Annotated in this window: 23 protein-coding genes and 1 tRNA gene; 10 read left to right on the top strand and 14 right to left on the bottom strand. The window is 74.0% G+C overall.

The genetic code is table 11. The features are described from left to right. Window positions 1-24: 24 nt before the first annotated feature. The 5 genes from ACIQUQ_RS10745 to ACIQUQ_RS10765 all read right to left on the bottom strand — a co-directional run bounded on the left by ACIQUQ_RS10745 (window position 25) and on the right by ACIQUQ_RS10765 (window position 5,304). Window positions 25-687, bottom strand: a complete 663-nt coding sequence (locus ACIQUQ_RS10745) for a GPP34 family phosphoprotein (protein ID WP_403973679.1) — start codon at window positions 685-687, stop codon at window positions 25-27. A 142-nt stretch (window positions 688-829) separates the two neighbouring features. After that, complete coding sequence (locus ACIQUQ_RS10750; protein WP_403973682.1) at window positions 830-1,678, bottom strand: LuxR C-terminal-related transcriptional regulator; 849 nt, start codon at window positions 1,676-1,678, stop codon at window positions 830-832. Then, complete coding sequence (locus ACIQUQ_RS10755) at window positions 1,675-2,877, bottom strand: ATP-binding protein (RefSeq protein WP_403973684.1); 1,203 nt, start codon at window positions 2,875-2,877, stop codon at window positions 1,675-1,677. The genes ACIQUQ_RS10750 and ACIQUQ_RS10755 overlap by 4 nt, the downstream gene beginning before the upstream one ends. Window positions 2,878-3,115: 238 nt before the next feature. Continuing rightward, a complete protein-coding gene (locus ACIQUQ_RS10760; protein WP_403973687.1) occupies window positions 3,116-3,715 on the bottom strand; it encodes a TetR/AcrR family transcriptional regulator in 600 nt (199 codons plus the stop codon). Further along, a complete protein-coding gene (locus ACIQUQ_RS10765; protein WP_403973689.1) occupies window positions 3,712-5,304 on the bottom strand; it encodes a 3-hydroxyacyl-CoA dehydrogenase in 1,593 nt (530 codons plus the stop codon). The genes ACIQUQ_RS10760 and ACIQUQ_RS10765 overlap by 4 nt, the downstream gene beginning before the upstream one ends. A gap of 157 nt (window positions 5,305-5,461) precedes the next feature. Between ACIQUQ_RS10765 and paaN the strand changes: the two genes are divergently transcribed. Then, a complete protein-coding gene (gene paaN, locus ACIQUQ_RS10770; protein ID WP_403973692.1) occupies window positions 5,462-7,144 on the top strand; it encodes a phenylacetic acid degradation protein PaaN in 1,683 nt (560 codons plus the stop codon). A 4-nt stretch (window positions 7,145-7,148) separates the two neighbouring features. Here paaN and ACIQUQ_RS10775 read toward each other — a convergent pair whose 3' ends face one another. From ACIQUQ_RS10775 to ACIQUQ_RS10785, 3 genes are all read right to left on the bottom strand, one after another. After that, window positions 7,149-7,901 (bottom strand): TrmH family RNA methyltransferase, encoded by a 753-nt coding sequence (locus ACIQUQ_RS10775; RefSeq protein ID WP_403973695.1) that lies wholly within the window; start codon window positions 7,899-7,901, stop codon window positions 7,149-7,151. Between the two features lie 873 nt (window positions 7,902-8,774). Beyond that, entirely contained in the window at window positions 8,775-10,169 is a 1,395-nt protein-coding gene (locus ACIQUQ_RS10780) for an HTTM domain-containing protein (protein WP_403973697.1), read from the bottom strand. Next, window positions 10,166-11,038 carry a DUF5819 family protein gene (locus tag ACIQUQ_RS10785; protein WP_403973700.1) on the bottom strand — a complete coding sequence of 291 codons (873 nt, stop codon included), beginning with the start codon at window positions 11,036-11,038 and terminating at the stop codon, window positions 10,166-10,168. The genes ACIQUQ_RS10780 and ACIQUQ_RS10785 overlap by 4 nt, the downstream gene beginning before the upstream one ends. 164 nt (window positions 11,039-11,202) lie before the next feature. Between ACIQUQ_RS10785 and paaA the strand changes: the two genes are divergently transcribed. The 6 genes from paaA to ACIQUQ_RS10815 all read left to right on the top strand — a co-directional run bounded on the left by paaA (window position 11,203) and on the right by ACIQUQ_RS10815 (window position 16,035). Then, window positions 11,203-12,210, top strand: a complete 1,008-nt coding sequence (gene paaA / locus ACIQUQ_RS10790; RefSeq protein WP_403973703.1) for a 1,2-phenylacetyl-CoA epoxidase subunit PaaA — start codon at window positions 11,203-11,205, stop codon at window positions 12,208-12,210. Beyond that, complete coding sequence (gene paaB, locus ACIQUQ_RS10795) at window positions 12,207-12,491, top strand: 1,2-phenylacetyl-CoA epoxidase subunit PaaB (RefSeq protein ID WP_365045891.1); 285 nt, start codon at window positions 12,207-12,209, stop codon at window positions 12,489-12,491. Before paaA ends, paaB begins: the two co-directional genes overlap by 4 nt. Continuing rightward, window positions 12,488-13,222 carry a 1,2-phenylacetyl-CoA epoxidase subunit PaaC gene (gene paaC / locus ACIQUQ_RS10800; protein WP_403973706.1) on the top strand — a complete coding sequence of 245 codons (735 nt, stop codon included), beginning with the start codon at window positions 12,488-12,490 and terminating at the stop codon, window positions 13,220-13,222. The genes paaB and paaC overlap by 4 nt, the downstream gene beginning before the upstream one ends. Further along, window positions 13,219-13,713: a 1,2-phenylacetyl-CoA epoxidase subunit PaaD gene (gene paaD / locus ACIQUQ_RS10805; RefSeq protein WP_403973709.1), complete on the top strand. Its 495-nt coding sequence runs from the start codon at window positions 13,219-13,221 to the stop codon at window positions 13,711-13,713. Before paaC ends, paaD begins: the two co-directional genes overlap by 4 nt. Then, complete coding sequence (locus tag ACIQUQ_RS10810) at window positions 13,714-14,799, top strand: 2Fe-2S iron-sulfur cluster-binding protein (RefSeq protein WP_403973711.1); 1,086 nt, start codon at window positions 13,714-13,716, stop codon at window positions 14,797-14,799. 105 nt (window positions 14,800-14,904) lie between these two features. Next, the gene (locus ACIQUQ_RS10815) at window positions 14,905-16,035 is read left to right on the top strand and encodes an acyl-CoA dehydrogenase family protein (RefSeq protein WP_403973714.1); all 1,131 of its coding nucleotides are present in this window, start codon (window positions 14,905-14,907) and stop codon (window positions 16,033-16,035) included. Between the two features lie 29 nt (window positions 16,036-16,064). Here the strand turns inward: ACIQUQ_RS10815 and ACIQUQ_RS10820 are convergent, their stop codons facing one another. The 6 genes from ACIQUQ_RS10820 to ACIQUQ_RS10845 all read right to left on the bottom strand — a co-directional run bounded on the left by ACIQUQ_RS10820 (window position 16,065) and on the right by ACIQUQ_RS10845 (window position 21,550). After that, complete coding sequence (locus ACIQUQ_RS10820; RefSeq protein ID WP_403973717.1) at window positions 16,065-16,406, bottom strand: rhodanese-like domain-containing protein; 342 nt, start codon at window positions 16,404-16,406, stop codon at window positions 16,065-16,067. A 34-nt stretch (window positions 16,407-16,440) separates the two neighbouring features. Beyond that, window positions 16,441-17,238 (bottom strand): J domain-containing protein, encoded by a 798-nt coding sequence (locus tag ACIQUQ_RS10825; protein ID WP_403973720.1) that lies wholly within the window; start codon window positions 17,236-17,238, stop codon window positions 16,441-16,443. 111 nt (window positions 17,239-17,349) lie between these two features. Beyond that, window positions 17,350-18,741, bottom strand: coding sequence for a DUF2252 domain-containing protein (locus tag ACIQUQ_RS10830; protein WP_403973722.1), 1,392 nt, complete (start codon window positions 18,739-18,741; stop codon window positions 17,350-17,352). A 174-nt stretch (window positions 18,742-18,915) separates the two neighbouring features. Continuing rightward, window positions 18,916-19,578: a response regulator gene (locus ACIQUQ_RS10835; protein WP_399943945.1), complete on the bottom strand. Its 663-nt coding sequence runs from the start codon at window positions 19,576-19,578 to the stop codon at window positions 18,916-18,918. A gap of 8 nt (window positions 19,579-19,586) precedes the next feature. Beyond that, window positions 19,587-21,281, bottom strand: a complete 1,695-nt coding sequence (locus ACIQUQ_RS10840) for a sensor histidine kinase (RefSeq protein ID WP_403973726.1) — start codon at window positions 21,279-21,281, stop codon at window positions 19,587-19,589. Between the two features lie 186 nt (window positions 21,282-21,467). Then, window positions 21,468-21,550: transfer RNA gene (locus ACIQUQ_RS10845), tRNA-Leu, on the bottom strand. Window positions 21,551-21,843: 293 nt separating this feature from the next. On the opposite strand from ACIQUQ_RS10845, the gene ACIQUQ_RS10850 reads away from it, so the two are divergent. The 3 genes from ACIQUQ_RS10850 to ACIQUQ_RS10860 all read left to right on the top strand — a co-directional run bounded on the left by ACIQUQ_RS10850 (window position 21,844) and on the right by ACIQUQ_RS10860 (window position 24,793). Beyond that, window positions 21,844-22,677 carry an FhaA domain-containing protein gene (locus ACIQUQ_RS10850; protein WP_399943951.1) on the top strand — a complete coding sequence of 278 codons (834 nt, stop codon included), beginning with the start codon at window positions 21,844-21,846 and terminating at the stop codon, window positions 22,675-22,677. 10 nt (window positions 22,678-22,687) lie between these two features. Beyond that, complete coding sequence (locus ACIQUQ_RS10855; protein WP_403973731.1) at window positions 22,688-23,191, top strand: FHA domain-containing protein; 504 nt, start codon at window positions 22,688-22,690, stop codon at window positions 23,189-23,191. A 135-nt stretch (window positions 23,192-23,326) separates the two neighbouring features. Continuing rightward, window positions 23,327-24,793, top strand: coding sequence for a PP2C family protein-serine/threonine phosphatase (locus ACIQUQ_RS10860; protein ID WP_403973733.1), 1,467 nt, complete (start codon window positions 23,327-23,329; stop codon window positions 24,791-24,793).

Consider the following 24,793-nt stretch of genomic DNA (forward strand, 5'->3'; position numbering starts at 1 on the left):
CGTTCCCCCTCCGGGGGAAACGGCCTAGCCGGCGGCGGTGACGACCGTGATCACGGTGACCGCTGCCATCGCGGCCTGCATGTCACGGAGGGCGGAGCGGACGCTCTCGGCCGCCCACTGTCCCGTCGCGACCTCCTCCATCCGCGACGCGATCTGCCGGGCGGGGCCCTCGGGGAAGGCCAGACGGTGCAGCTTGGACGCATGGAGCAGCCCGATGAGGCCGGCGGTCCGGGTGTCCGGCTCGGCGCCGGCCAGCACCACGCCCCGCAGCCGGTCCCGCAGTTCTCGTTCCACCGCGCCGTCGGCCTCGGGGTAGCGACGGATCGGGAACATTCCGAGCGCCATGCGCCTCTCCTCCACCACCACGCCGCGCGCACACAGGCGTTCGAGGGTGGCGGACACGGCCTTGGCCTGGTCCTTCGTCAGCCAGTCCGTCACCCGGCGCCTGCCCCGGGCCCCCAGCCAGCTCGCGATCAGCGCCGCCCTGCCATCGAGCAGCGGGTCCCCGGTCGGGGCCGCATCCACCAGTTCCAGGTGCTTGCCCCGGACCGCGACCCTGCCGGCCAGCACCAGTTCGAGCAGGATCCCACCCGCCACCGCCCAGCCGGCGGCCTGCCGCTGCTTCGCCGATCCGGACTCGTCGTCCAGGGAGAGCAGCATGATCTCCTCGGCCAGTGTGACCGCCATGGCCAGTACCCCCGTGCATCCAAATGATCACTGTCTTGCCTGGTCAGACGCCTCGCCCCCCGAGGAGGTTCCTGCGCGGCCCCCGCCGCCGGATGTTCGTCTCGAACCCTCCGGCCACCTGGCCTGATCCACGGGACACGGCTCAGGGCGTGGCCGGGGGCCCCTGGGCCGTGGGCGGGGTTCCCCAGCCGTCCTCGCGCACCCGCAGCGCGAGGTCGATCTTGGTGTAGGCGGGCCGCCCGGCCCGCTGGTACTTCTCCTTCACCTGGTCCAGGTAGTACTTCGCCGTGTTCGGGCTGATCCGGGCCCTGCGCGCGGTGGCCTTGAGGGTCAGCCCCGAGGCGTAGTCGAGCAGCACCTGGAGCTCCCGCGGGGCCAGCCGGGGCCGGTCGGGGGCGCTGTCGTGGGCCCAGGCGAAGGCCAGCTCCGGGGAGTGCGCCGTGCCGCCGGCCGCGACCGCCCCGACCGCCTCCGCCAGCACCTCCAGGGAGTGGTCCTTGGTGAGGTAGCCGTCGGCGCCGGCGGCCACCGTCGCGACGATCCGCTCCCGGTCGGCCACCGTGCTGATCACCAGCACCCGGCAGCCCGCGGCGCGCAGCCGCCGGACGTTGTCCTCCGGCGCCGAGCCGTCCCGCAGCACCAGGTCGAGCAGGACCACCTCGGCCGCGGCCCCGCCGGCCGCCAGCAGGGCGTCCACCGTGGCCTCGGCGGCCAGCAGCCGCAGCAGCGGGGCGGCGGGGCCCGTACCCGGGCCGGTGCCGTCCGTACGCGCCGCCGCGGGGCCCGTACCGGCGCCGCCGGCGCCCGGCTCCGCGTCCCCGCTCCCTGGCCGCGCATCCCGGACGCCGGGCCCCGCGTCCCCCGCCCGTACGTCCGTCCGTACGTCCGCCCGCCCCAGCCACGAGGCCAGCCCGTCCCGCAGCATCCGGTCGTCGTCCACCACCGCGACCCGCACGACCCGCCGCCCGCCCCCGGGCGCGCCGCCGGTCACGCCGGCCACCGGAGCTCGACCCGGGTGCCCTCGTCCGGGGCGCTGTCCACCTCGGCCCGGCCCCCGATGCCGGCCAGCCGCTGGTGGACGGACCGGCGCAGCCCCGTACCGCCGCCCGGCGGCCGCCCGGGGTCGAAGCCGGCCCCCCGGTCCACCACCGTCACCACCGCGCCCCGGCCGGTCCCCGCGGCGGTCAGCCAGGCGCGCCCGGTGCCGGCGTGGCACAGGACGTTGTTCAGGGCCTCGGACACCGCCGCGGCCAGGGCCACCGCCACCGGCCGGGGCACGCCGGGCAGCGCCGCGTACTGGGCGGTGATCCGCAGCCCCAGGCACTCGGCACCCCGTACCGCCTCCTCCAGCGCCGCACCCAGCGGCACCTCCGCGAAGGGCTCCGCACGGCCGTGCTCCCGGCAGCCGCCGCCCTCCGCACAGCCGTCCTCCGCCCAGCCGTCCTCCGCACAGCCCGGCTCGTCGTCGCGCTGGATCAGCCGCCGCAGGTACGCCGCCTCACGGCCGCAGCGCTCGCGGACCTCCGGCGCGTTCGCGTCCACCCGGCCCGCGGCGATCGTGGTCAGGGTGGCCAGCACCGTGTCGTGCAGGGCGCGGTGGTGGGCCATCCGCTCCGCCTGCCGGGCGCGCCGGGCCTCGGCCCGTACGGCCTGCTCGGTGGCCCGGTCGAGCAGGGTGCCCTGCCGGGTCAGGTACCACCAGAAGACCCGCGCCATCACGGCCGAGGAGACCACGGAGCTGAGGTGGCCGAAGAGCGCGCCGGTGGCCTGCCCCTGGGCCGCCACGAGCGGCGCGGCCAGCAGCACCGCCACCGCGCCGGCCACCGACCGCAGCCCCAGCCCGGCCCCCGCGGCGGCAGCGGCGGACCCGCCGAGCAGCACCGTCCAGGGGTTGGCCAGCACCGTCCCGAGCCCGAGCGCGTACGAGGCCCCCACGGGCAGCGCGAAGCCGGTGACCAGCACGTCCGCCCACACCCACGCGGGCGCGAACCAGCCGCGGCGGTGCGCCGTCCCGAACAGCAGGGCACTGGCGGCGAGGGCGGTGCCGAGCAGGACCCAGCAGGCCGCGCCGGCCACGGTGCCCCGCACCACGGCTCCCAGCGCGACGACGAGGTGGCTGAGCCGGTAGAGACCGGTCGCCAGCAGGACGAACCGCTGCGCGCGCTGGAGCCCCGAGCCGCCGACCCTCACCACAGCCTCCGCCGTGAACACACCCCCCAGAAAGGGCGGGTACCCGTGGGCCAGTGGATCTCGCTAGGTTCACAACCGTCAAGAACGTCCCCAGACAGACCTTTTCAGTCGTTTCCAGTCAGGGGGGACGTCGAGCCACCCGCAGTTCCAGGGGGTTCTGTGGGGTCACCGGCCGAAGGGTCTCGGGGGAGCCCCGTGCCCTCCCCTCCGGATCTCCCCCGATTCCGGAGGGAAGGGCCTAGCCGGTGGTGCGGAGGCCGTCGAAGGCGAGTCCTGCGACGGCCTCCGCGACGCGTTCCGCCTCCACGCCCGCGCTGGTCTCCGGGTGCGGGCGGTACCACTCGACCAGCGAGTTGACCATGCCGAAGAGCAGCCGGGTCGCGAGCCTGATGTCCACGTCGGCCCGCAGGTCGCCCTCGGCCTGGGCGGCCTTGAGCAGGTCGGCGACCTGGTGGTCGAACTCGCGGCGGCGCTCCAGCGCCCACCGCTCGGTCCGGGTGTTGCCCCGGACGCGCAGCAGCAGCGTCACGTACGGGAGCTCCGCGACCAGCACCTCGACGGTGCGGCGCGTGACGTACTCGACCCGCTCGATGGCCCGCCCGCGGGTGGCGCCGGGCTCGTCGAGGATGCCGAAGAGCCCGTCGAGCGCCCGGCTCACGGCCCGGCGCAGCAGCTCCTCCTTGCCCGCGACGTGGTGGTAGATCGAGGACTTGGAGATGCCGGCCGCCTTGGAGAGGTGCTCCATGGAGGTGCCGTCGTAGCCGCGCTCGTTGAAGACCCGCACCGCCACCGAGAGCAGCGTCTCGGGGGTGTACGTGTCCCTCCTGGCGGTGGTCACGGGGCGCTCACCCCGTCCGCGTCGTCGGGGGCCGTCGCCTCGGGAGCCACGCCCTCGGAGCCGGTGGCCTCGGAGGGCCCGTCCGCGTCCTCCGGCCCGGCCGCGTACGACTTGCGGAAGAGGGCGAGCGAGGGCGCGTACCGGCCGCCGGGGCAGCGTCCGTCGAGGTTCTCCAGCAGCTCGTACGCCCAGTCCTGGCCCACCCGCTCGTGCCACTGCCCGGGGCCCAGCGGGTAGTTCACGCCGAGCCTCATCGCGGTGTCGATGTCCTCCTCGCTCGCCGCGCCCTTGGCCACCGCGTCGGCGGCCAGGTCGATCAGCATCGCGACGGTGCGGGCCACGATCATGCCCGGGACGTCGCCGATCACGCTGACCTGCTTGCCGAGCCGCTGGAAGAGGCCGACCGCCTCGGCCAGGGTCTCGGGGGAGGTGTCCTCGGACGCCGCGAGGGCGATCCGGGTCGCGCCGCGGTAGTCGAGGGCCAGGTCGAAGTAGACGACGTCGGCGAACTCGACCGAGGTCTTGCCGTCGGTGAGGACCAGCTGGCCCTCGCCCGGCAGCTGGATGTACGGCCCGCCGGCCTCGACGGCCTCGACGGTGATCCCGGCCTCCTCGATGAGGTCGACCAGCCCGGCGGCCGGACCGAGGTCGCCCACGACGGTGACGTACTCCGGGGCCTCCTCGGGGCCCGCGGTGTGCGGGGCGGGGACGGCGGCGCCGCCGCCCTCGTACGCGAACCAGCCCTGCCCGGACTTGCGGCCGAGCCGGCCCGACTGGACCAGGCGGCGCTGCGAGAGGGAGGGCAGGAACTTGGGGCTGCGGAAGAACGACTCCCAGACGGAGCGGGTGACCGCCTCGTTCACGTCCTGGCCGATCAGGTCGGTCAGCTCGAACGGGCCCATCTTGAAGCCGCCGCTCTCGCGGAGCACGGCGTCGATGGTGGCCGGGTCGGCGCCCTGCTCCTCGTGGACCGCGAAGGCCTCGGCGTAGAAGGGGCGGGCGATCCGGTTGACGATGAAGCCGGGGGTGTCGGCGCAGCGGACCGGGGTCTTCCCCCAGGCCAGGGCGGTGCCGAAGGCGCGCTCGGCGGCCTCGGGCTCGGTCGCGTACCCGCTGACCACCTCCACGAGCGGGAGGAGGGGGGCCGGGTTGAAGAAGTGGAGTCCGACCAGGCGGCCCGCGTGCTTGAGGGGGGCCGCGAGCTCGGTGACGGAGAGGGAGGAGGTGTTGGTGGCGAGCAGGCAGTCGGGGGCGACCACCGCCTCCAGAGCGGTGAAGAGCCGCTGCTTGGCCGCCACGTCCTCCAGGATCGCCTCGACGACCAGGGCGCAGTCGGCCAGCTCGGACAGCTCGCGCGCCGCACCGATCCGGCCGGTCGCCGCGTCGGCGGCGGCCCGGTCCAGGCGGCCCTTGGCGACCAGTCGCTCGACACGGCCGATGACGGCCGTGACGGCCGCGTCGGCGCGCTCGGGCACGGCGTCGTGGAGCAGTACGGGGTGACCCGCGAGGAGGGCGACCTGGGCGATGCCCTGGCCCATCGTGCCGGTGCCGACGACCGCCACCGTGCGGGACCGCTCGATTCCTGTCATGACCCCGATCCTCCCGCATGCGTTGTCCACAACCCGACCCCGGGCCCTCTTGTCCCGACCGATCGTTCGGTTACTCTACTTCCAGTCTGCTCTTCTCCACCCGCCTCTGCGCGATCTCACCCCGATCCAGCCCGGCTCAACGAGGAGTTGGTCCCTGATGTCCGCCGCGCTCTCCCTCTCGACGCTCTCCGAGAAGCACCGGCCCACCCTCGACCAGGCGCTGGAGGCCATCCGCAGCCGCGCGTACTGGTCCCCGCACCCCGAGCACCCCAAGGCGTACGGCGAGACCGCGCCGGCCGACGGCCAGGCCGCCTTCGAGGCCCTCCGCGGCACCCGCTTCGACCTGGGGCAGCCCGGCACCGACGACTGGACGGGCAGCGAGGTCTCCCCGTACGGCATCGAGCTGGGCGTCGAGTACCCGCACGTCGACGCGGACGTGCTGCTGCCCGCCATGAAGGCGGGGATGGCCGCCTGGCGCGACGCCGGCCCCGAGGCCCGTGCGCTGGTCTGCATCGAGATCCTGGCGCGCATCGGCGCCCGCACCCACGAGTTCGCGCACGCGGTGATGCACACCAGCGGGCAGGCGTTCATGATGGCGTTCCAGGCGGGCGGCCCGCACGCGCAGGACCGCGGCCTGGAGGCCGTGGCGTACGCGTACGCGGAGCAGGTCCGGGTGCCCGGCCAGGCCGACTGGTCCAAGCCCCAGGGCAAGCGCGACCCGCTGAAGCTGGACAAGCGCTTCGTCGCCGCCCCGCGCGGCATCGCGCTGATGATCGGCTGCAACACCTTCCCGACGTGGAACGGCTACCCCGGCCTGTTCGCCTCCCTCGCCACCGGCAACCCGGTGCTGGTCAAGCCGCACCCGCGTGCCGTGCTGCCGCTGGCGCTGACCGTGCAGGTCGCCCGCGAGATGCTGGCCGAGGCCGGCTTCGACCCGAACCTGGTGGCCCTGGCCGTCGAGCGTCCGGGCGAGGGCATCGCCAAGGACCTGGCCACCCGTCCCGAGGTCAAGATCATCGACTACACGGGATCGACCTCGTTCGGCGACTGGCTGGAGGCCAACGCCCGACAGGCGCAGGTCTACACGGAGAAGGCCGGCGTCAACACGGTCGTCATCGACTCGACCGACGACTACAAGGGCATGCTGTCCAACCTGGCCTTCTCGCTGTCCCTGTACAGCGGCCAGATGTGCACCACCCCGCAGAACCTGCTGATCCCCCGCGAGGGCATCGCCACGGACGCCGGCCACAAGTCGTACGACGAGGTCGTCACCGACCTCGCCGGCGCGGTGGACGGCCTGCTGGGCGACGACGCCCGGGCCAACGCCCTGCTGGGCGCCCTGGTCAACCCGGACGTCAAGGCCCGCCTGGAGGCGGCGGCCGGGCTCGGCGAGGTCGCGCTGGCCTCCCGCGAGGTGGCCAACCCCGAGTTCCCGGACGCGGTGGTCCGTACGCCGGTCATGGTCAAGCTCGACGCGGCCAAGCCGGACGACTCCGCCGCGTACATGTCCGAGTGCTTCGGCCCGGTCTCCTTCGCCGTGGCGGTCGACTCCACGGCGGACGCGCTGGAGCTGCTGCGGCGCACGGTCCGCGAGCAGGGCGCGATGACGGTCGGCGCGTACACCACCGACGACGCCACCGAGCGCGCCCTCGAAGAGGTCTGCCTGGACGAGTCCGCGCAGCTCTCGCTGAACCTCACCGGCGGGGTGTACGTCAACCAGACGGCCGCCTTCTCCGACTTCCACGGCTCGGGCGGCAACCCGGCGGCCAACGCCGCGCTGTGCGACGGCGCCTTCGTCGCCAACCGCTTCCGCGTGGTGGAGGTCCGCCGCCAGGCCTAGGCCTTCACGGCCGTTCCACTGGGGCGGGCCCGCCCCAGTGGAACAGGGCCATGGCCACGCTGGTGGCCAGGTTGTAGCTGGAGACCTGCGGGCGCATCGGCAGCGACACCAGGTGGTCGGCACGCTCGCGCAGCTCGGGCGAGATGCCGTGCCGCTCGGAGCCGAAGGCCAGCAGGGCGTTGTCCGGGAGGGTGAGGGCGCGGATGTCCTCGCCCTCCGGGTCCAGCGCGTAGAGGGGGCCGGGCGGCAGCGTGCCGACCGTCAGCCGCTCCACGGCGGTGGCGTAGTGCAGGCCGGCCCCGGCCCGTACGACGTTCGGGTGCCACGGGTCCAGGTCCCCGGTGGTCACCACCCCGGTGGCCCCGAAGCCGGCGGCCAGCCGCACGACCGCGCCGACGTTGCCGAGGTTGCGCGGGTTGTCGAGCACGATGACCGGCGCGGGGCGCGCGGGGTCGGCGAGGGCGGCCATGTGGGCCTCCCGGGCGGGCCGCACGGCGAGGGCGGCCACGCCCGTGGGGTGCACCCGCAGCAGCAGCTCGTGCAGCACCTGGGTGGGCACCTCGCGCAGCAGCCGGTCGAGGTCCGGCACCACGTCGGGCGCGAGCCCCCGGGCCAGCCGCAGCACCGCGGCCTTGTCGTCGCTGAGCGCGATCCGCACGTCGGCCCCGAACCGCAGCGCGTGCTTGACCGCATGGAACCCGTCGAGCAGCACCCCGCCGTCCCCGGCCCCCCGCCACTCGACCACGGCCTCGGCCACCCCGGCCCCGTCGCCCGCGCGCGGGCCGACACCCTGCCCTCCCCGGACCCCATCACCCCGGCCCGTCCCGGCCCCGTCCCGACGCCCTCCGTCACCACGGAACCCGCCCACGCCTCCGGAACCAGTCCCGCCCGACCCCCCGGGACCCGACTCTCCCGAACCCGGCCCGCCCAACTCTCCCGAACCCGGCCCGCCCGACCCCCCAGGGCCCGACTCTCCCGAACCCGGCCCGCCCGACTCTCCCGAACCCGGGCCGCCCGACCCCCCAGGGCCCGGCTCTCCCGAACCCGGCCCGCCCGACTCTCCGGAACCCGGGCCGCCCGACCGTCCAGGGCCCGCCGCCCCGCCCTCGTCCGGGCGTACCGCCCCGCTGCGCTCGCTCATAAGCCCAGCCTATGCAGCCGCGGGCCCCCACCCCGCGCCGCACGCCCCGCCTCCCACCACCACGCCCGAACGCAGTACCACCGGCCGCTGCGCGGGCAGTCCCCACCCCGCCCTTCTCCCGTTCACCGGGGCAGGCCCCGGACCCCGCCCGGTCTCGGCCACCGCCTCCGGGGCTCCGCCCCGGCCGCCGCGCCTCAAACGCCGGCGAGGCTGCAACGTCCCTGGGGCACATCCAGCCCCTCCGGCGTTTGAGGAGCGGGGGTACGGGGGCGGAGCCCCCGAAAGGGTCCGGGCGAAGCCCGGGGAACGGAGGAAGGGCGGGTCGGGGACAGCCCCGCAGGGCAACCACCCGCACCCGGCAACGACGCGGCACCCGCAACAGACCGCATCCGGCACGGCCCGGCACCACCGCAGCACCGGCACCAGCAGCCCCGGCACGGGACCGGCACGGGCCCGGCACGACCCCACAGCCGCCCCCGGAACCGCGGCTCAGCGCACCGCGTCCGGCGCAGCCGCAGGCTCCCCACCGGCCACCTGCCCCGGCACCGAAGCAGCCGCCGTCACGCTCCCGGCCCCCGGAGAGGCACCGGCAGCTCCCGGCACGGGCCCGGCACCGCCGCCACCCGCCCCCGGCACGGAACCCGGCACAGGACCCGGCCCGGAACCCGGCACGGGACCCGGCACCGCAGCCCCCCGCCCCCCAGGCCACCGCAGCCGCCCGCCAAGGGCACCCACCCACACCAGGAAGGCCGTCGGCAGGAACACCGCATCGGCGGCGATCATCGCCAGCGAAAAGAACGGCAGCCCCAGCACCACCGCGATCCCCGCGTGCTCCAGCATCATCACGCCCAGCAGCACGTTCTTCACCCGCCGGTTGAACAGCGTGAACGGGAACGCGACCTGCACCGCCACCGTCCCGTAGGACAGCAGCAGCACGACCACCCCGCTCGCCCCCAGCAGCTCCGACAGCGCGGGCCACGGCGCGAAGTAGTCCAGGTTCAGCGGGTAGTACAGGGCGGTCCCGTCCTGCCACCGCGAGCCCTGGATCTTGTACCAGCCGGCGGTCGCGTAGATCAGGCACACCTCGGCCATGACCACCAGCATCCCCGCGTTGTGGATCACGTTCGCCACCACGTCCAGCAGCGCCCGCCCCTCCCCCCGCGGGTCGTACCGCTCGGCGAGCCACCACACGCCCTGGGCCGTCCACAGCACGGCGAACACGCCGAGCCAGCCGACACCCAGCTTCCCGGTCCCGCCGGCGGCCATCAGCACGGCCCCCAGCAGCACCCACAGCACCGCCCCCGCGCCCCCAGCGGAACCGGCGGAACCAGCGGAACCAGCGGAACCAGCGGAACCAGCGGAACCAGCGGAACCGGCCGCACCACCACCGGCACCCGCACGCCCCCGCCGCGCATCCAGCGACCACACCTGCGCGCACCGCGTCAGCACCAGGTACATCGCCATCAGGTGAATGACGTTGTCACCGCCGTCGCCCATGAACACGCTGCGGTTCTGCAGGGACAGCACCCCGACCAGGAACAGCGCCGACGCCGCCCTGGTGTGCCACCCCAGCAGCAGCATCACGGAAGCGGCCACGGCGAGCGCGTACACGGCCTCGAACCACACCACCCCGTCCGACCACAGCAGCACGGTGAAGGCGTCGTTTCCCGCTACCAGCCGCTCCGCGAGGTCGAAGCTCCAGGGCCCCCCGGGCCCGTACAGCTCGCGCCGGTTCGGGAACTCCCGCAGCAGGAAGAGCAGCCAGGTCGCGGAGAAGCCGATCCGGATGACCGCGCTCTGGTACGGGCCCAGGGCGCGCCCGGTGACCTTCCCGAGGGCCCGGGCGGCGGCGGCGGTCAGGCGGTCGGCGGCAGGGGCGCTCACGGTGCGGTCTCCTCGCGCTGGGCTCCGGCCGCGGTGGCGGGGAGGTCGGCCGCGGTCACGTTCCACCAGGGCAGTTCCCGGTAGTAGACCTGGGTGTCGGTCTTCTCGTCGCTGTACGGGGGCGCGGGGACCGCCCGCGTCGCGGAGCGCAGCTGGACCCGCTCGACGACCCCGGCCGGCCGGCGCTCGTGCAGCCGCTGCATCGCGATCCGGCGCAGGTAGGCCTCGGAGAGGCGGCCGCGCTCGCCGTTGGCGCGGTTCTGGTCGTCGTGCGAGCCGGTGAAGAAGTCCCAGGCGCGTCGCAGTTCGTTCTGGTGGACGTGGCTGGGCAGCGGATTGTGGCGTATCTCCGCGCCGTCCTCGGCGGACAGGTCGCGCCAGCCGGTGGTGACCCGCTCGCCGCTCGGGGTGCGCAGCTCGGCGCGGACCTGGACGGCGATGTTCTGCTGGAGGGGGTTGGGGGCGAACAGCTTCCAGTTCTGCTCGAACTCGGGGTAGATCCACTCGTCGACGGTCCCGGCGTGCTTCCTGCTGACCGTGTTGGCGGGTGCGACGTGCAGGAAGACCATCGCCAGGTGCCAGCAGGCGGTCACCACGACCGCGCCCAGGGCGAGCGCGGCCAGCGACCGGTACGGCAGGGACAGCCCGGCGATCCCGGGCGCGCGTACGGCCCCGTGCCCCGCTACGCCGCCGAACGCACCCGGCACCTCGCCGGCCGTCGCATCGGCCTCACCCGGCACGCCACCAGCAGCCTCACCAGGCCCAGGAACCTCGCCCGGCACCTCCGCCCCAGGCGCCCCGGCGGCCGTCACGACGGGCCCGGACTCCCCCGCCGGGGCACCGCGGCCCCCGCCCTCGTTCGCATCCATCCCGCCCCGCTCCTCGGCCGTCCACAGGGGTCAGCGACACCGGTGCGCGGCAGTCCGCGGCAGCGACGTCGTCCACAGAGGTTGACACCCTACGGGCCGCCGTCTCACCATTGAAGAGGATGAACCGAACGATCGGTCGGTCGGGACCCGGACAGGGGGCCAGCATGGTGGCAGTGACGCAGGACGCGGCGGCGGGACAGGTGCCCGACCCGGCGCTGGTCGCCGCGTTCGAGGCGGCCGTGGCGGCCGACGAGCGCGTCGAGCCCCGCGACTGGATGCCGGACGAGTACCGCGCCTCGCTGGTCCGCCAGATGGCACAGCACGCGCACTCGGAGATCATCGGCATGCAGCCGGAGGCGAACTGGATCACCCGCGCGCCCTCGCTGCGCCGCAAGGCGATCCTGATGGCCAAGGTGCAGGACGAGGCGGGCCACGGGCTGTACCTCTACAGCGCGGCGGAGACCCTCGGCACCAGCCGCGACGAGCTGCTCGACAAGCTCCACGCCGGCAAGCAGAAGTACTCCTCGATCTTCAACTACCCCACCCTCACCTGGGCCGACGTCGGCGCGATCGGCTGGCTGGTGGACGGGGCCGCGATCACCAACCAGGTCCCGATCTGCCGCTGCTCGTACGGCCCGTACGCCCGCGCGATGGTCCGGATCTGCAAGGAGGAGTCCTTCCACCAGCGGCAGGGCTTCGAGCTCCTGCTCGCGCTGTCGAAGGGCACCCCGGAGCAGCACGCGATGGCCCAGGACGCGGTGGACCGCTGGTGGTGGCCGTCGCTGATGATGTTCGGCCCCCCGGACGACGAGTCGGTGCACAGCGCGCAGGCCATGGCCTGGAAGATCAAGCGCCACTCGAACGACGAGCTGCGCCAGCGCTTCGTCGACATCGCCGTCCCGCAGGCCGAGGCGCTGGGGCTGACGCTCCCGGACCCGGACCTGAAGTGGAACGAGGAGCGCGGGCACCACGACTTCGGCGCCATCGACTGGTCCGAGTTCTGGAACGTCCTCAAGGGCAACGGCCCGTGCAACGAACAGCGCATCACCCAGCGCCGCACGGCGCACGAGGAAGGCGCCTGGGTGCGCGAGGCCGCCGCGGCCTACGCCGCCAAGCACACGCACGACACCGGCACGCACACGCACGACCAGCAGCAGGAGGCACGGGCATGACGCAGAACTGGCCGCTGTGGGAGGTGTTCGTGCGCTCGCGCCGCGGGCTCTCGCACACCCACGCCGGGAGCCTGCACGCCCCGGACGCCGAGATGGCGCTGCGGAACGCCCGCGACCTGTACACGCGGCGGAACGAGGGCGTCTCCATCTGGGTGGTGCCGTCCGCGGCCGTCACCGCGTCCTCGCCGGACGAGCGGGACCCGTTCTTCGCGCCGTCCGCCGACAAGCCGTACCGCCACCCGACGTTCTACGAGGTCCCGGACGGGGTGAAGAACCTGTGACCGCCACGCCCGAGACCGGCACCGCCGTCCGGACCGCCGCCCTCGCCCTGGGCGACGACGCCCTCGTCCTGGCCCAGCGGCTGGGCGAGTGGGCGGGCCACGCCCCGGTCCTGGAGGAGGAGGTGGCCCTGGCGAACATCGCGCTGGACCTGCTCGGCCAGGCCCGCGTGCTGCTCTCCATGGCCGGTGACGAGGACGAGCTGGCGTACCTGCGCGAGGAGCGGGAGTTCACCAACCTCCAGCTCGTCGAGCAGCCCAACGGCGACTTCGCCCACACCATCGCCCGCCAGCTGTACTTCTCCACTTACCAGCACCTGCTGTACGCGGCGCTGGCGGCCGGGGACGGCGAGTTCGCCCCCCTCGCCGCCAAGGCCGTGAAGGAGACCGAGTACCACCGCGACCACGCCACCCAGTGGACGCTCCGGCTGGGCGACGGCACCGACGAGAGCCGCGCCCGGATCCGGCGGGCCCTGGACGCCCTGTGGCGGTTCACGGGCGAGATGTTCCAGCCGGTCGACGGCCTCGACGTGGACTGGGCTGCCCTGGAGGCCGCCTGGCTCGCGGCGGTCGGCGCGGTGCTGGAGCGGGCCACGCTCACGCTGCCCGAGGGGCCGCGCACGGGCGCGTGGACGGCCGGCGCGGGCCGCCAGGGCCTGCACACCGAGTCGTTCGGCCGGATGCTCGCCGAGATGCAGCACCTGCACCGCAGCCACCCGGGGGCGACGTGGTGACCACGCCCACCCGCCTGGAGGAGGAGCTGGCCGCGCTGGCCGGGTCCGTCCCCGACCCCGAGCTGCCCGTCCTCACGCTCGCCGAGCTGGGCGTGCTGCGCGGCGTGCGGGTGCTGGAGAGCGGCGCGGCGGAGGTCGTCCTGACCCCCACGTACACCGGCTGCCCGGCCGTCGAGGCCATGTCGGCCGACATCGAGCGGGTGCTGCGGGACCACGGCATCCCCGAGGTCTCGGTGCGCACGGTGCTGGCACCGGCCTGGTCCACGGACGACATCAGCGCCGAAGGGCGCCGCAAGCTCGCCGAGTTCGGCATCGCCCCGCCGCGGCCGCACTCGGCCGAGGGCCCGGTCCCGCTGACCCTGTCGGTGCGCTGCCCGCACTGCGGGTCCACGGACACCGAGCTGCTGAGCCGCTTCTCGTCCACCGCGTGCAAGGCACTGCGGCGCTGCGTCTCGTGCCGCGAACCGTTCGACCACTTCAAGGAGCTGTAGATGGCCGCATCCCGCCACGGCGCGTTCCACCCGCTGAAGGTGGCGGCGGTCGAGCGGCTCACCGACGACTCGGTGGCGCTGACCCTGGAGGTGCCGGAGGAGCTGCGCGAGCAGTACCGCCACGCGCCCGGCCAGCACCTGACGATGCGCCGGACCGCGCAGGACGGCACCGAGGTGCGCCGTACGTACTCGATCTGCTCGCCCGCGCCCCGGGGCGAGGGCCCGGCGCGGCTGACGGTCGGCGTGCGCCTGGTGGAGGGCGGCGAGTTCTCCACGTACGCGCACAAGGAGATCGCCGCGGGCGACGTGCTGGACGTGATGACCCCGGCCGGCCGCTTCGTTCTGGAGCCGGCCGCCGGGCACTACGCCGCGGTGGTCGGCGGCAGCGGGATCACCCCGGTGCTGTCGATCGCGGCCACGCTGCTGGCGGAGCGGGCGGACGCCCGGTTCTGCCTGGTGCGCAGCGACCGCACGGCGGCGTCGACGATGTTCCTGGACGAGGTGGCGGACCTCAAGGACCGCTACCCCGACCGCTTCCAGCTGGTGACGGTCCTCTCGCGCGAGGAGCACGAGGCGGGCCTGGGCTCCGGGCGCCTCGACCAGGAGCGGCTGACCGGGCTGCTGCCCGCGCTGCTGCCGGTGGACGAGGTGGCGGGCTGGTTCCTGTGCGGGCCCTTCGGGCTGGTGCAGGGCGCCGAGCAGGCGCTCCGCGCGCTCGGGGTGGACCGGTCCAGGATCCACGAGGAGATCTTCCACGTCGCGGACGCGGAGGGCCCGAAGCCGCCGGTGGTCCGGACGGGCGCGCCGTCGCACAGCCGGGTGACGGCGAAGCTGGACGGCCGCTCCGGCACCTGGCCGGTCCAGGAGGGCGAGACGCTGCTGGACGCGGTGCTGCGCAACCGCGCGGACGCACCGTACGCCTGCAAGGGCGGCGTGTGCGGCACCTGCCGGGCCTTCGTGGTCAAGGGCGAGGTGCGGATGGACCGCAACTTCGCGCTTGAGGAGGAGGAGACGGAGGCGGGCTTCGTCCTGGCCTGCCAGTCCCACCCGGCCACCGACGAGGTGGAGCTCGACTTCGACCGCTGACGCGGCCCCTCCGGGCCATTGCCGGGCTGTGCTTTTCCAGGAACGTGTTCTATCTTGACGCACCGTCAGATAGAACACGTTCCGGTGTGCGCGGGAGGACTGGCAGTGGACTTCACCTTCACCGAGGAGCAGCAGGCCGCCGTCGAGGCGGCCCGGGCCGTCTTCGCCGACGTCGCGCCCGACAGCGTGCCCAGCCCGGCGCTCTCACCGGGAGCGGTGGCCGACGACTTCGACCGCGCGCTGTGGGCCAAACTGGCGCAGTCGGACCTGCTCGGCCTGGTGCTGGCACCCGAACACGGCGGGGCCGGACTCGACTCCATCGCGCTCTGCCTGGTGCTGCGCGAGTCCGCGAAGGTGCTCGCGCGGGTGCCGCTGCTGGAGCACTGCGCGACCGCCATGGTGCTCGGGGAGCACGGCGGTCCCGAGCTGGCCGGACTGCTGCCCCGGGCGGCCAGCGGGGAGCTGGTGCTCACTGCGGCCGCCAACGGCCGTACCGGCCACGACCCCGCCGAACTCGCCGTCACCGCCCGCCGCGACGGCACCGACTGGCTGCTGGACGGCACCCAGACCGCGGTGCCCTGGGCGCACGGCGCCGACCTGATCGCCGTCCCCGCGCACTCCGGTGAGGGAGACCCCCTGATCGCGCTGATCCCCCGGGTCACCGAAGGCCTGTCCCTGGCCGACCAGTTCTCCACCAGCGGCGAGCGCATGGCCGAACTGACCCTCGACGGCGTACGGGTCCCCGCCGGCCGGCTCATCGAGACGCCCGGCGCCTGGGACCGGCTGCGCCACCTGCTGGCCACCGGCACCTGCGCCCTCGCGCTGGGACTCGGGGAGGGCGTGCTGGCCATGACCAGCGCCTACACCAGCAAGCGGGAGCAGTTCGGCCACCCGGTGGCGACCTTCCAGGCCGTCGCCGTCCAGGCCGCCGACCGCTACATCGACCTGCGCGCCATGGAGGTCACCCTCTGGCAGGCCGCCTGGCGGCTGGACAGCGGCACGGGCGGCCCGCTGCCCACGGCCGGCGACGTCGCGGTGGCCAAGATCTGGGCCTCGGAGGGCGTACGCCGCGTCGTCCAGACCGCGCAGCACCTGCACGGCGGCTTCGGCGCGGACACCGACTACCCGCTCCACCGCTACCACGCCTGGGCCAAGCAGCTGGAGCTCTCCCTGGGCCCGGCGGCGGCCCACGAGGAGGCCCTGGGCGACCTGCTGGCCGCCCACCCCCTCGGCTGAGCCGCCGGGGCCCTCAGAACGTCAGAACGTCAGAGGACGAACGCGGCGGCGCCGGTGTCCGTGGTCATGGGGCGGCCGGCGCCGTCCCAGGCGAGCATGCCGCCGTCCACGTTCACCGCGTCGATCTCGTGCTGGAGCAGGTACTGGGTGACCTGCGCCGAGCGGCCGCCGACACGGCACATCACGTGGACCCGGCGGCCGTCCTCGACGGCCTCGGTCAGCTCGCCGAAGCGCGCGACGAAGCCGCTCATCGGAATGTGCAGCGCGCCCTCCACGTGGCCGGCCGCCCACTCGTCGTCCTCACGGACGTCCAGGACGAAGCCTTCGGCGGGCACCTCGGCGGCAGCCACCGAGGGGAGACCGAAATTCATAGCGCCTTCTCTCGTTGCGGGTCTTCCCCCGAACCTAACCGACGAGCCCGGCCAGCTCGGACTCGCGCTCCGCGACCTGGGCCAGCAGCTGCTCGGCGATCTCGTCCAGCAGCCGGTCGGGGTCGTCCGGCGCCATCCGCAGCATCGCTCCGATGGCGCTCTCCTCCAGCTCGGCGGCCACGGCCGTGAGCAGCTCCTTGCGCTGCGCCAGCCACTCCAGCCGGGCGTACAGCTCCTCGGTCTCGGTCGGCCGGGAACCCTCGGGCTCCGGGCCGGCCGCCCACTCCTCGGCGAGCTCCCGCAGCAGCGCCGCGTCCCCGCGCCCGTAGGCCGCGTTGACCCGGGCGATGAACGCGTCCCGGCGCGCCCGCTCCGGCTCGTCCTGCGCCAGGTCCGGGTGGGCCTGCCTGACCAGCTCGCGGTAGAGCTTGCGGACCTCCTCGGTGGGCCGCACCCGCTCCGGCGGCCGCACGGGCCGCTCCGTGAGCATGGCACCGGCGTCGTCGTCGATCCCGTCCGAGCCCAGCCAGTCGTGGAACAGCTCCTCCACGCCCGGCATCGGCATCACCAGGGCCCGCGCCTCCTGCGCCCGGCGCAGGTCCTCGGGGTCCCCAGTGCGCGCCGCCCGTGCCTCCGCGATCAGCGCATCGAGCTCGTCGAGCCGCGTGTACATCGGGCCGAGCTTCTGGTGGTGCAGCCGGGAGAAGTTCTCGACCTCCACCCGGAACGTCTCCACCGCGATCTCGAACTCGATCAGCGCCTGCTCGGCGGCGCGCACGGCCCGCTCCAGCCGCGCCTCGGGCCGCTCGTCTTCCGGAATCTCCTGGCTCACCCGCTCAGCCTATGCCCCGCCGGACGCGGCAGGAGCGGCGAGGATCACACCGTCCCGATCCGGAGGCCCTGGTCGCACGCCCGGTAAGCCCGCGCCCCCGGGCCGGCCGGCTCACACCCCCTCCTCGGCCGCGATCCGGCCCGACCGCACCGCGGCGACCAGTTCGGCGTGGTCCGCCTCGGTCCGGTCGGCATAGGTCACCGAGAAGGCGCCGATCGCCTCGTCCAGTTCCTCGTTCTTCCCGCAGTACCCGGCGATCGCCCGCGGGTCCGCGCTGTGCGCGTGCGCCCGCGCCAGCAGTGCCCCGGTCATCCGCCCGTAGTCGTCGAGCTGCTCCGGCGAGAGCGCGGCCGGGTCGACGCTGCCCTTGCGGTTGCGGAACTGGCGGACCTGGAAGGGCCGGCCCTCGACCGTGGTCCAGCCGAGCAGGATGTCGCTCACCACCTGCATCCGCTTCTGTCCGGCCACCACCCGGCGCCCCTCGTGCTCCTCCTGCGGCACCGGGAAGCCGACCGCCCGCAGGTGCGGTATCAGCACCGAGGGCCTGGCCTCCTTGACCTGGAGCACCAGCGGCTCGCCGCGGTGGTCCAGCAGCAGCACCACGTACGACCGCGTGCCCACGCTGCCGGTGCCGACCACCCGGAAGGCCACGTCGTGGATGGCGTACCGGGCCAGCAGCGGAAGTCGGTCCCCCTGGAGCGTCGCCAGGTACTCGCCCAGCGCCGCGGCCACCGAGGCCGCCTCCCCGTCCCCCACCCGCCGCAGCACGGGCAGCGCGTCCACGAACCGGCGCCCCCCGTCGGGCGTCGCCTCGGTGGCCTTCGCCGCGAACCGGGCACTGGTGTTGTTCCTGGCCTTCTCCGAGACCCGCTCCAGCGTGCCCAGCAGGTCCCGGGCGTCGGTGTGCGAGACCAGCTCCTCGTCGGCGATCGCGTTCCACGCGTCCAGCGCCGGGAGCTTCGCCAGCAGCCGCATCGTGCGGCGGTACGCGCCCACCGCGTCCCGCGCCGCCGCGAGGCACACGTCCTCCCCGGCACCGGACACCCGCCCGGCCAGCACCAGCGAGGTGGCGAGCCGCTTCAGGTCCCACTCCCAGGGCCCGAACACCGTCTCGTCGAAGTCGTTGAGGTCGATCACCAGCCGCCCGCGGGCGTCGCCGTAGAGGCCGAAGTTGGCCGCGTGCGCGTCACCGCAGATCTGCGTCCCGATCCCGGTGACCGGTGAGCCCTCCAGGTCGTGGGCCATCAGCCCGGCGGCGCCCCGGAGGAAGGCGAAGGGAGAGGCCGCCATCCGCCCGACCCGTATCGGCGTCAGCTCCGGCACCCGGCCCTGGTTGGACTCCTCCACGGCCCGCACCGCGTCCGGCCGGCCCTCGACCGGCACCAGCCGGGCGTGCGCCGACCGCGGCACCCGCGCGCGCAGCGCCTTGCCCTCGTCCCGGGGAGACCCCTGCGCCTCCCGCGGACCGAACCCGGCCACCACCGGAATCCGCTGATCCGTCATCGCTGCCCCCCGCTCACACGCCGCGCCCCGCGCCGGCACCAACATCAATAGCGACAGACCGTACAGCCGCCCGAGAACACCCGTCTCCCCCTGTGGACGGCCCGGCCCGTGTGGAGAACCCCGTCACCCACAGGAGCACCCCGAGCACCCCGGACCGCCCGGCACCACCGCCCCCTACAGCCCCGCGTCCCGCGCCAGCAGCGCCGCCTGCACCCGGTTCTCGCACTCCAGCTTCGCCAGGATCCGGCTCACGTACGTCTTCACGGTCGCCTCGCTCATGTGCAGCCGCCGCCCCGCCTCCGCGTTCGACAGCCCCTCGCCCAGCAGCGCCAGCACCCCGCGCTCCCGCTCGCTCAGCTCCGCGACCCGCCGCCGCGCCTCCCCGACCCGCGCCGCGGCCCGCCCGGAGGCCTGCCCGGCCGCCAGCTGGTCCACCACGTGCCGGGTGGCACCCGGCGAGAGGTACGCGTCCCCCGCGGCGGCCGCCCGTACCGCGCCGATCAGCTCCGCCGGCGCCGAGTCCTTGAGCAGGAACCCCGCCCCGCCCTCGCCCAGCGCCCGCAGCACGTTGTCCTTCTCACCGAAGGTCGTGAGGATCAGCGAGCGCGCCGACGGCACCGCCCGCCGCAGCTCGCCCAGCGCCGTCAGCCCGTCCATCACCGGCATCTGGATGTCGAGCAGCACCACGTCCGGCTGGTGGGAGCGCGCCAGCTCCACCGCCTCGCGCCCGTTCGCCGCCTCGGCGACCACCTCGATGGCCGGGTCCGAGGTGAGGATCATCCTGATCCCGGCCCGGATCAGCGGCTCGTCATCGGCGATCACGATCCGGATGGTCACTCCTGCTCCTACCGCTTGGCGTTGTACGACGTCTTCTCGACGAGCCTGCCGTCCCTGAAGCAGAACCGGAACACCGGTTCCTCGGCCAGGCCGCCGGACTCCTCGGAGGACAGCAGGACCAGGCACTCGGTTCCCGCGGGCCGGGGCGGCCCCGAGGACTCCAGGCCGTGGGTCAGCATGCTGTCACCGGAGGGCAGCGCGGACCGCACCTCCCGCTCGGACTGGCCGACCCGCACGGAGTCGTACTGGGCACGGTCGATCATCGCCTCGTTCACCGAGCCGATCATCACGAAGGCCAGCCCGCCCAGCGCGAGCAGCAGCAGCACGAGCGCCCCGACCGCGATCCCGCAGCCCAGCACGAACCCGCCCCGCCCCGTCGACCGGCTCATCAGCTCCCGGTCCACCGCGCTCCAGTCCACCGGCACCCCGTCGGCCCGGAAGGGCACCGGCCGCGCCTGCTGCCCGAAGTCGTCGGCCGCGTCCAGCGGCGGGAGCGTCGGAGCCCCGGCCTGCTCGGGCCCGTAGGGCAGCACCCCCGCGACCCGGAAGCCGCCGTCCGCCGCGGCCCCCGCGTGCACCATCCCGCCGACCAGCCGGGCCCGCTCGCGCAGCCCGGTCAGTCCCTGCCCGCCGCTCACCACCTCACCGGTCCCGGTCCCCGGCGCCGGCCCGTTGGCGACCTCGACGACCAGGGAGTCGTCCTCGTACCGCAGCTCGACGGTGATCGGCGCCCCCGGGGCGTGCTTGTACGCGTTGGTCAGCGCCTCCTGCACGATCCGGTACGCCGCGTGGTCGCTGGCCGCGGCCAGCGGCCGGGCCGTGCCGGCCGTGCGCAGCCGTACGTCGGTCCCCGCGGCCCGCGCGGCCTCCACCACGCCCGCGATCCCGGCCACCCCGCGGCCGGGCTGGGCCTCGTCGGGACCGGCCGGCGCCTCGACGCCGTCCCGCAGGATCCCGACCACCGACCGGAGTTCGTGCATCGCGGTCACCGAGGCCTGCCGCAGCACCCCCACCGCCTCGCGCTGCCGGTCCGTCAGGGCCGGGTCCACCTCCAGCGCACCGGTGTGCACGGAGATCAGCGCCAGCTGGTGCCCGAGGCTGTCGTGCATGTCCTGGGCGATCCGCTGCCGCTCCCGCAGCCGCGCCTGCCCGGCCACCATCTCCCGCTCGCGCAGCAGCTGGGCGTTCCGCTCCTGCATCGCGTGCAGCAGGGTCCGGCGCTGGTTCCAGTACCGGCTCGCGAGACCGGGCACGACGGTCGTCGCCACGTACATGAGCGTGGAGAAGAAGATGAGCGGCAGCGGCCGCAGCTGCGGGCCCTCGGCGGCCAGGCCCGCGGCGATGCTCAGGACGAAGGCGAGGGTGAAGGCGCCCAGCGCCCGCCCCACCCCGACGATCCGCCGGCCCGCGGTCCAGCCCGCCAGGATCGTGAGCGGGGCCATCCCCACCGCCCAGCCGGCCAGTGCCGACGAGACGACCAGCACACCCGCGGGCAGCCTGCGCCGCAGCAACGAGAGCAATGCCACACCGACGCCCACCGCCGCCGCCTGGGCGTTGGAGCCCTCGACGATGTCCTGGACGCCGGCCGCCATCAGCCCGAACACCCCGGCGAGCACGCACTCGCCGGCGATCCGGCGCCGCGGCCAGGGGTCCGGCCCCTTCAGCCAGGTCCAGCCGTCCCTCAGCAGCGAAGTCACATCCACGCCCCGACCCTAGGCACCGGCCGGCACCGGCCGCCGCTCTCTTTCGTCGCGCGCCGCCCGACGAAAGTCGTCCTGGTGCGAAAGCCGTCCCCCTCGCGCGGCCCCGGCGACGGAAGCCGTCCCAACACCGCGCCGCAGACACGAAGAAGCCCCCCGGACCGTGAGGTCCGAGGGGCTTCCACTCGGTGGGCGAGGGGGGATTTGAACCCCCACGTCCCGAAGGACACTGGCACCTGAAGCCAGCGCGTCTGCCGTTCCGCCACTCGCCCGAGTAGCTACCTTGGGGCCTTCCCTTTCGGGCCGTTCCCTTGGCGACACCGGAACATTAGCACGTCGGAGGGGGTGGATTCACATCGCTTTCCCCGGGCCCCGGATCCGGCCCCCCGGGTCCTCCCCGCCGCAGTCCTCCCCGGGTACGGGACACTGTCCCCAGGGCGCCTCTACGATCCCTTGTGAGTACCAACACTCGCCGGTGGAGCGGAGAAGGGGAACCAGCCGATTTCCCTACGCGTGGATACGATCAGTAAGCAGTACAGGGCGACAACGACGGAGGAGGTGCCCCATGGGAGTCCTGAAGCGGTTTGAGCAGCGGCTCGAAGGTCTGGTGAACGGCACCTTCGCCAAGGTCTTCAAGTCGGAGGTCCAGCCGGTCGAGATCGCGGGCGCGCTGCAGCGCGAGTGCGACAACAACGCGACCATCTGGAACCGCGAGCGGACCGTCGTCCCCAACGACTTCATCGTGGAGCTGAGCGCCGGCGACTACGAGCGCCTGAGCCCGTACTCCGGGCAGCTCGGCGACGAGCTCGCGGGCCTGGTCCGCGACTACGCCAAGCAGCAGCGCTACAGCTTCATGGGCCCGATCAAGGTCCACCTGGAGAAGGCCGACGACCTGGACACCGGCCTGTACCGGGTCCGCAGCCGCACGCTCGCCTCCAGCACCTCGCAGGCGCAGCCGGACCGAGGCCAGGCCGGCCCGCCCCAGGGCGGGTACGGCTACCCGCCCGCCGGCGGCGCTCCCGCGGGTCCCCCGCCCATGCCCAGCTCGCCGCCTCCGGGCGCGACGCCGCGGCGCCCGGGACCGCCCGCCGGTCCCGCGCCCGTGACCGGCGGCGGCCAGACCCGCCGCTGGATCGAGATCAACGGCACCCGCCATCAGATCTCCCGCCCGACGCTGGTGCTGGGCCGCAGCACCGAAGCCGACGTGCGGATCGACGACCCCGGCGTATCCCGCCGGCACTGTGAGATCCGGACCGGAACGCCCTCGACGATCCAGGATCTCGGGTCCACCAACGGCATCGTGGTGGACGGGCAGCACACCACCCGCGCTACGCTCCGCGACGGCTCGCGGATCGTCGTGGGCAGCACCACCATCATTTACCGGCAAGCCGAAGGGTGAAGCGGGGGCAATGTCAGAGCTGACCCTGACGGTCATGCGGTTGGGTTTCCTGGCCGTTCTGTGGCTGTTCGTCATCGTGGCCGTCCAGGTCATCCGCAGCGACCTCTTCGGTACGCGTGTGACCCAGCGCGGCTCGCGCCGCGGCGCGGACACGAGGCCGCCCCAGCAGCAGCAGGGCGGCCGCCAGGCGCAGCCCCCGCAGCAGCGACAGCGCCGTAACGCCCCCACCAAGCTGGTGGTCTCCGAGGGCACCCTGACCGGCACCACGGTCGCGCTCCAGGGCCAGACGATCACGCTGGGCCGTGCCCACGACTCGACGATCGTGCTGGACGACGACTACGCGTCGAGCCGGCATGCCAGGATCTACCCCGACCGCGACGGCAACTGGATCGTCGAGGACCTCGGGTCCACCAACGGCACGTATCTCGACCGGGCCCGGCTCACCGTCGCGACACCCATTCCGCTGGGCGCCCCGATCCGCATCGGCAAGACCGTCATCGAGCTGCGGAAGTAGTACGAGAATGAGCGAGCGGAGCGAGCGAGCCGCGGCGGTCCCGACAGCGGACCCGAGCGCGCTCCCGACCGGAGGGTGGGCAGTGTGGCTCGAGACCGGTTGTACCCGGACGGCTTGTCGACAGGGCAGGTGCGCATGAGTCTGTCCCTGCGGTTCGCCGCCGGATCGCACAAGGGCATGATCCGGGAAGGCAACGAGGATTCCGGTTACGCCGGCCCGCGCCTGCTCGCGGTCGCCGACGGCATGGGCGGCCAGGCCGCCGGCGAGGTCGCCAGCTCCGAGGTGATCTCCTCGCTCGTCCAGCTCGACGACGACGTGCCGGGCTCCGACATCCTCACCGCGCTCGGCACCGCCGTGCAGCGCGCCAACGACCAGCTCCGCGTGATGGTCGAGGAGGACCCGCAGCTGGAGGGCATGGGCACCACGCTCACCGCCCTGCTGTGGACCGGCCAGCGGCTCGGTCTCGTGCACGTCGGCGACAGCCGCGCGTACCTGCTGCGCGACGGCGTCCTGACGCAGATCACGCAGGACCACACCTGGGTCCAGCGGCTGGTCGACGAGGGCCGGATCACCGAGGAAGAGGCCACCACCCACCCGCAGCGCTCCCTGCTGATGCGCGCGCTGGGCAGTGGCGAGCACGTCGAGCCCGACCTCTCGATCCGCGAGGTCCGCGTCGGCGACCGCTACCTCATCTGCTCCGACGGCCTGTCCGGCGTCGTCTCCCACCAGACGCTGGAGGAGACCCTCGCCGGCTACCACGGCCCCCAGGAGACCGTGCACGAGCTGATCCAGCTCGCGCTGCGCGGCGGCGGCCCCGACAACATCACCTGCATCGTCGCGGACGTCCTCGACAACGACAACGGCGACACCCTGGCCGGTCAGCTCAGCGAGAACCCGGTCGTCGTCGGCGCGGTCGCCGAGACGCAGCACCAGCTCTTCGACGGCGGCGCGATGCAGACGCCGGCCGGCCGTGCCGCGGGGCTCGGCCGCCAGGCTCCCCCGCCGCCGGGCAGCTTCGGCCCGCCCGGGTCGGGTCCGGCGCCGTCCTACGGGGCGCCTCCGGAGGCGTACGGCTCGTACGGCGAGTTCGGCGACCCCGACGACTACGTGGACGAGTTCAAGCCCCGCACCGGGCGGAAGTGGCTCAAGAGGTCCTTCTTCCTGCTGCTCGCGCTGGGCGTGATCGGCGGCGGCCTCTACGGCGGCTGGCGCTGGACGCAGACGCAGTACTACGTGGGGGTCAAGGACGACCACGTGGCGCTGTACCGCGGGATCAGCCAGGACCTGGCCTGGATCAAGCTCTCGAAGGTCGACAAGGACCACCCCGAGATCGAACTCAAGTACCTGCCCGAGTTCCAGCGCAAGCAGGTCCAGGCCACGATCAGCGAGGGCGGCCGCGACAGCGCCGCCGAGAAGATCGAGAAGCTGGCCGTCCAGGCCTCCGCGTGCAAGAAGGCGGAGGAGCGGGCCAAGGCCGAGGCCTCCGCCAAGCCGAAGACCGGCGACACCGGCACGCAGGCCCAGAAGCAGCCGACGCCGTCACCCGGTCCCAGCCTCAGCGAGGAAGAGCAGAAGCTGGTCGGCCAGTGCGGCAAGCAGTAG

Source organism: Streptomyces sp. NPDC101118 (assembly GCF_044759445.1).
Taxonomy (GTDB): domain Bacteria; phylum Actinomycetota; class Actinomycetes; order Streptomycetales; family Streptomycetaceae; genus Streptomyces.

Coding starts and splice junctions, on each gene's coding strand:
- ACIQUQ_RS10745 (WP_403973679.1), bottom strand. CDS start 687: ATGGCGGTCACACTGGCCGAGGAGATCATGCTGCTCTCCCTGGACGAC.
- ACIQUQ_RS10765 (WP_403973689.1), bottom strand. CDS start 5,304: ATGACAGGAATCGAGCGGTCCCGCACGGTGGCGGTCGTCGGCACCGGC.
- paaN (WP_403973692.1), top strand. CDS start 5,462: ATGTCCGCCGCGCTCTCCCTCTCGACGCTCTCCGAGAAGCACCGGCCC.
- ACIQUQ_RS10785 (WP_403973700.1), bottom strand. CDS start 11,038: ATGGATGCGAACGAGGGCGGGGGCCGCGGTGCCCCGGCGGGGGAGTCC.
- paaA (WP_403973703.1), top strand. CDS start 11,203: ATGGTGGCAGTGACGCAGGACGCGGCGGCGGGACAGGTGCCCGACCCG.
- paaB (WP_365045891.1), top strand. CDS start 12,207: ATGACGCAGAACTGGCCGCTGTGGGAGGTGTTCGTGCGCTCGCGCCGC.
- ACIQUQ_RS10810 (WP_403973711.1), top strand. CDS start 13,714: ATGGCCGCATCCCGCCACGGCGCGTTCCACCCGCTGAAGGTGGCGGCG.
- ACIQUQ_RS10820 (WP_403973717.1), bottom strand. CDS start 16,406: ATGAATTTCGGTCTCCCCTCGGTGGCTGCCGCCGAGGTGCCCGCCGAA.
- ACIQUQ_RS10830 (WP_403973722.1), bottom strand. CDS start 18,741: ATGACGGATCAGCGGATTCCGGTGGTGGCCGGGTTCGGTCCGCGGGAG.
- ACIQUQ_RS10850 (WP_399943951.1), top strand. CDS start 21,844: ATGGGAGTCCTGAAGCGGTTTGAGCAGCGGCTCGAAGGTCTGGTGAAC.
- ACIQUQ_RS10855 (WP_403973731.1), top strand. CDS start 22,688: ATGTCAGAGCTGACCCTGACGGTCATGCGGTTGGGTTTCCTGGCCGTT.
- ACIQUQ_RS10860 (WP_403973733.1), top strand. CDS start 23,327: ATGAGTCTGTCCCTGCGGTTCGCCGCCGGATCGCACAAGGGCATGATC.